Origin of the sequence: Rhodococcus sp. EPR-134 (genome assembly GCF_001647205.1) — a bacterium.
Classification (GTDB): Bacteria; Actinomycetota; Actinomycetes; order Mycobacteriales; family Mycobacteriaceae; genus Rhodococcus_F; species Rhodococcus_F qingshengii.
The window spans coordinates 1-4663 of sequence record NZ_LVCT01000505.1; the positions used below are offsets into that span (position 1 = coordinate 1).

The window sequence follows — 4663 nt, forward strand, 5'->3', positions numbered from 1 at the left end:
GTGAATCGGACACATACTCAACGTAGTTGAAGTTGACGTCAAGTTTCATCATTCCTGTGGAGGCTGTCAGTGGCGAACATCGAAGGCGTATGTGACCAGCGATTCTCTGGCTTGAAGGAGGCGCTGGCACGCAATCTCGATTCCGGCGAGGACGTCGGGGCAGCGATCGCACTGACGATCGACGGCGAATCCGTCGTCGACATGTGGGGCGGTTGGGTCGACGTCGAGCACACTGCTCCTTGGTCTCGCGACACCGTTACCAATGTCTGGTCCTGCAGCAAGACCGTGACCGCACTGGCCGCGCTCATGCTCGTCGACCGCGGGTTGCTTGATCTCGACGCCCCGGTCGCGCAGTACTGGCCGGAATTCGCAGAAGCGGGCAAGGACCGAATTCGGGTCCGGCAACTGTTGTCGCACACCTCGGGTGTGTCGGGGTGGGATCAACCGTTCACGCTCGAGAACATTTGCGACGACGAATATGCCACCGCCCGGTTGGCGACGCAGGCTCCGTGGTGGGAACCGGGTACGGGATCCGGATACCACGCCCTCAACTACGGCCACCTGATCGGCGAGGTCGTCAGGCGCATCGACGGACGAACCCTCGGCCGCTTCATCGACGAGGAAATCGCCGGCCCACTCGATGCTGATTTCCGCCTGGGCTTGCCGAAGTCGGAATACGGGCGAGTCTCGAATGTGATTGCGCCACCGCCGTTGCCGATCGACATCGCGGCACTCGGGATGGACAACATCATGGTGAAGACATTCACCGCGCCGCCCGCTGACGCTACAGGTTCGTGGACCGACGGGTGGCGCGCCGCCGAGATCGGTGCGGCCAACGGTCATTCGAATGCGAGGGCACTCGCAAGGATCCAATCGGTGATCGCGTGCGGTGGCAAGGTCGGTGACGTTCGCTTGCTGTCGGAGGAAACGATCGACAAGATCTTCGAGGAGCAGTCGTACGGGGTCGACCTCGTCCTCGGCGTGCCGGTCCGCTTCGGCGTCGGATTCGGATTGCCGACGCCCGAGTCCGTCCCGTTCATTCCGGAGGGGCGAATCTGCTTCTGGGGAGGTTGGGGTGGCTCGCAGATCATCATCGACACCGAGAAGCGCATGACGTTCTCGTACGTGATGAACAAGATGGGGCCGGGTCTGCTCGGTTCCGAGAGATCGGCGCAGTACGTATCGGCGGCCTACGACGCTTTGAGTTGATCGACCGATTCAAATCCGGCAGAACGGTTTTTGTCTGTCGCCGCTGACTATGCTGCCGGATATGCCAGTGTGCTCCGGGGGGAAATCAGCGAGTCCGTTTCGTCGAAGTACGCCCAAAAGTTGCGGAGCTGCATCGGCTGATCGGCGATGAACGGTTTGGTCGACGTCGTCATGCGCTGGTGGCAGTTGCCGGACCAGTTCCACAGTTTCAGCAGGTACCTCGAGGACCGCGGGTTCTTGACTTCCTGCCGGGCGCTGGTCGGCGGAACAGCATTCTGGATGGGGCTGGTGTTGCTGTCGGCGCGATTCAGTGACGTCGGTCCGCAAGGTACGTTCTGGCGAGCGGTCAATCTGGCGGTCATCGCGCTGTGCCTCGGCGCGGCCCTGATCTGGTGGCTGTTTCCGCCTACGCCGCTGTGGTCGTACACCTTTGTCGTGGGTTCCGACGTCGCGATTGCGGCGGCGGCCGAAACCGACTCGGAACCGCTGGGACGACTCATCGCGTGCGTCGTTTTCGCGTCGATCGGCGGCTACATCGCGTTCTTCCACAATCCGAAACTCCAAGTCGGTCACTTGGTCTTCGCCTCGACCGTCACGGTGCTTTCGGGGTGGACTTTGTTGTTCGGGCCAGCAGCGGACGTCGGCTTGGGACTGGCGAAGATCTCGGGTGTGCTGGCTACGATCATCGTGATTCCTGTTGTGTCACAGATTGTTCTGGCGGTCCTGGGTTCGGATGCCACTACCTCCGACATCGACCCGTTGACCGGACTGCTCAACCGTCGCGGATTGGCGCGTCGGGTGAATGACTTGATGGGCGCTCCGGTCACCGAAGCGGATGCACTGCTCGTAGTGGTGATCGACCTCGATCGCTTCAAGACGATCAACGACGTTCACGGCCATGACGTAGGAGACAGCACGATCATGCGAACTGCACTGCGCATCCGTTTGTGGACAACCCAGTCCGCCTTGACTGCTCGTATGGGCGGTGACGAGTTCGTCGTGGTCGAACGGGTACCGGTCAGCGTGATCTCCAGGCTGGAAGGACAGATCCGCTCCGCGATGGACGGAGCGAACGATGACCCTCCGACGAGCGCGAGCATCGGAATGGCGGTCCGCACCGCGCCCCGGAATCCGGGTGAGTCCGTCGACGCTGCTTTTGCCGAACTCTTCCGCGTCGCGGACTCGGTGATGTACGAAGCGAAGCGCGAAGGTGGCAACCAGGTGCGGGCGAGCTTGGTCTGATGTGAGAGCTCAGTCGGCGAAGCTCAGACCACGTTCGGCGAGTGCTTCGCGCAGAATCCTCAAGGCCTTCGGTCCCATCCCGTGCAAAGCGCCGAGTTCCTTCTCGGACACGGACGTCAGCTGCGCGAGATGGGTGTAACCCGCTGCGATCAGCGCGCGCTGTGCGGGAGCTCCCGTCTTCGGGAAGTCGGTTTCCACTGTGCCCGGATCCGGTTCTGTCACTGGCCAACTCCTCCGTGTGGGTTTCTCACAGTTTATCGAGCGGCGTGAACGATTTCGGGGCTGCCGATTTTGTCGGGCGTTCGCGGAAGTGCGCGAGCTGCCACGGCAATGCCGATGATCGAGACAGCGGCGAAGGTGAAGAGAAGCAATTGCGCAGAACGAAGCGTCGACGGTTCGCCGATGTTGACCAGCACTCCGGCCAGGGCTGCACCGAAGGCATTGGCGATCAGCTGAACGGTGTTGATGGCAGCCGAGGCACGCGCACCTTCTCCGGGATCGGTGACCGAGGTCATCGCCCCGACTGCAAGATGAGGCCAGGCGATGCCGATTCCGACGCCGGCGAACAGCAGTCCGATCACCCACGAGACCACCGCACCGGCGCCGGCGTGTTCGGTGAGAAATGCTGCCATGATGCCCAACCCGATCGCGACGAGGATCGGACCGCTGACAACGATTCGTCGCACGATACGAGGGGCTGTTGCCGAGGCGCTCGGGATTTCGCCGAGAGTCCAGCCGAGAGCGAGTGCGGCCCCGAGGAATCCGGCCGCGAGAGGCGCCAGGCCGGCAAGTCGTTGCCCGAAGAGTGGAATGAACGTCTCGACGGTCGACGCGACAGCGAGGACGACGATGGTCAGGTACACCCATTTGAGAGATGACGAGTTGAACGTCGACGGCGGTAGTACGCCGTGGCGCGAGCGACGGTCAGCGGCGACAAAAGCGATCAGTAGCAGCACAGCGGCGAGAACCATTGCGGCGGTCACGGCGAGGTTGGACAGAATTCCGGCAACGCTGACCAGCAAAGCTGCCGCAGTCAGCAATGCCAGCGAGAGGACCGGCACCGGGCTACTGGTGGTGCTGCCCGGTTCATGTGCCGGTAGCGCGCTGGGGACGAGAGCGGCGACTGCGATCGTCGCGATGACCAGGACGCCGAAAGCCCATCGCCAGGCTCCGAACTGAGCAAAGACACCGCCGATTGCAGGGCCGGCGAAGGTGCCGACTCCCCACATCGCCGAAACCAGCGCGGCCCCGCGAGTCCACAGATGTCTGGGGAGCGCGGCATTGATGACGGCGTAACCGAGACCGGCCAGCAGGCCACCGCCCGAACCCTGGATCGTGCGGCCGACCAACAGCAATTCCATCGTCGGGCTGACCGCACAGACAACGGTGCCGAGCGCGAAGATCGCGAGGCCGATCAGGTAGGCCCCGCGCGGTCCCCTGGCGGCGAGGACGTTGGTGACCAACATCGAAGAGATGACGGAAGCAATGAGGAAGACCGTCGCGGTCCAGGCGTAGTACTGCTGACCGCCGATGTCGTCGATGGCAGTCGGAAGCAGGCTGGTCGTCAGGTAGACGTTGGTCGCGTACAGCGCAACGCCGCCTGCGAGGACGGTAGCGGTGCCGAGGTATCGACCGCTCAGGAGCTGCCGCCAGGTTCCGGTGGGAGCATCGGTGGGGGAGTGCATGTTGTCGAAGGTAGAATCTCAAGTGCGCTTCAGGTCAATGTCGCGCAGCCATTGGGAGGCAGAATGATCCGTAAGAGTGACGAACTTCTCTCGATCGGCGAGGTATCGGAGCGCACCGGCGTCGCCGTGTCGGCTGTGCGCTACTACGAAACACTCGGTCTGGTTCCTGCGGAGCGGACGGCAGGAAATATGAGGAAGTTCCCGCGGCATTCGATCCGGCGGGTGTCGCTGATCCAGTTGGCAGTCAGATTCGGGATACCCCTGGCCGAAGTTGCCGAAGTATTCGGATCGTTGCCGCAGGGGCGAACTCCGACGAAGAAGGACTGGCGCAAGATTTCCACGGAGTGGAATCAGCGCCTCGAGGATCGCAAGCAGGCCATCAACCGGATGCAGGACGAACTGACGGGCTGTATCGGCTGCGGGTGTCTGTCACTGAAAACATGCAACCTGCTCAACCCTGGAGACGAACTGGGCCGGGAGGGACCCGGCGCCAGACGTCTCTGAAACTACTGTCGGTCACACTCTTT

The 4663-nt window shown here is 62.5% G+C and carries 5 protein-coding genes; 3 read left to right on the top strand and 2 right to left on the bottom strand.

Annotation, left to right across the window (positions count from 1 at the left end):
• Positions 1–69: 69 nt before the first annotated feature.
• Both A2J01_RS23170 and A2J01_RS23175 read left to right on the top strand, forming a co-directional pair.
• The gene (locus tag A2J01_RS23170; RefSeq protein WP_064113679.1) at positions 70–1209 is read left to right on the top strand and encodes a serine hydrolase domain-containing protein; all 1140 of its coding nucleotides are present in this window, start codon (positions 70–72) and stop codon (positions 1207–1209) included.
• Between the two features lie 147 nt (positions 1210–1356).
• On the top strand, positions 1357–2451 hold the full coding sequence (locus A2J01_RS23175; RefSeq protein ID WP_064113680.1) for a GGDEF domain-containing protein: 1095 nt from the start codon (positions 1357–1359) through the stop codon (positions 2449–2451).
• Between the two features lie 9 nt (positions 2452–2460).
• On the opposite strand, the gene A2J01_RS23180 is transcribed toward A2J01_RS23175, so the two are convergent.
• Complete coding sequence (locus tag A2J01_RS23180) at positions 2461–2673, bottom strand: hypothetical protein (RefSeq protein WP_007730800.1); 213 nt, start codon at positions 2671–2673, stop codon at positions 2461–2463.
• A gap of 32 nt (positions 2674–2705) precedes the next feature.
• The gene (locus tag A2J01_RS23185) at positions 2706–4136 is read right to left on the bottom strand and encodes an MFS transporter (protein ID WP_064113681.1); all 1431 of its coding nucleotides are present in this window, start codon (positions 4134–4136) and stop codon (positions 2706–2708) included.
• 63 nt (positions 4137–4199) lie between these two features.
• On the opposite strand from A2J01_RS23185, the gene soxR reads away from it, so the two are divergent.
• Positions 4200–4640: a redox-sensitive transcriptional activator SoxR gene (soxR, locus tag A2J01_RS23190; RefSeq protein ID WP_003943238.1), complete on the top strand. Its 441-nt coding sequence runs from the start codon at positions 4200–4202 to the stop codon at positions 4638–4640.
• Positions 4641–4663: the final 23 nt, after the last annotated feature.

What these genes read in the sequence shown, in the direction of transcription:
- A2J01_RS23175 (WP_064113680.1), top strand. Translation starts at nt 1,357, where the DNA reads ATGAACGGTTTGGTCGACGTCGTCATGCGCTGGTGGCAGTTGCCGGAC.
- A2J01_RS23185 (WP_064113681.1), bottom strand. Translation starts at nt 4,136, where the DNA reads ATGCACTCCCCCACCGATGCTCCCACCGGAACCTGGCGGCAGCTCCTG.
- soxR (WP_003943238.1), top strand. Translation starts at nt 4,200, where the DNA reads ATGATCCGTAAGAGTGACGAACTTCTCTCGATCGGCGAGGTATCGGAG.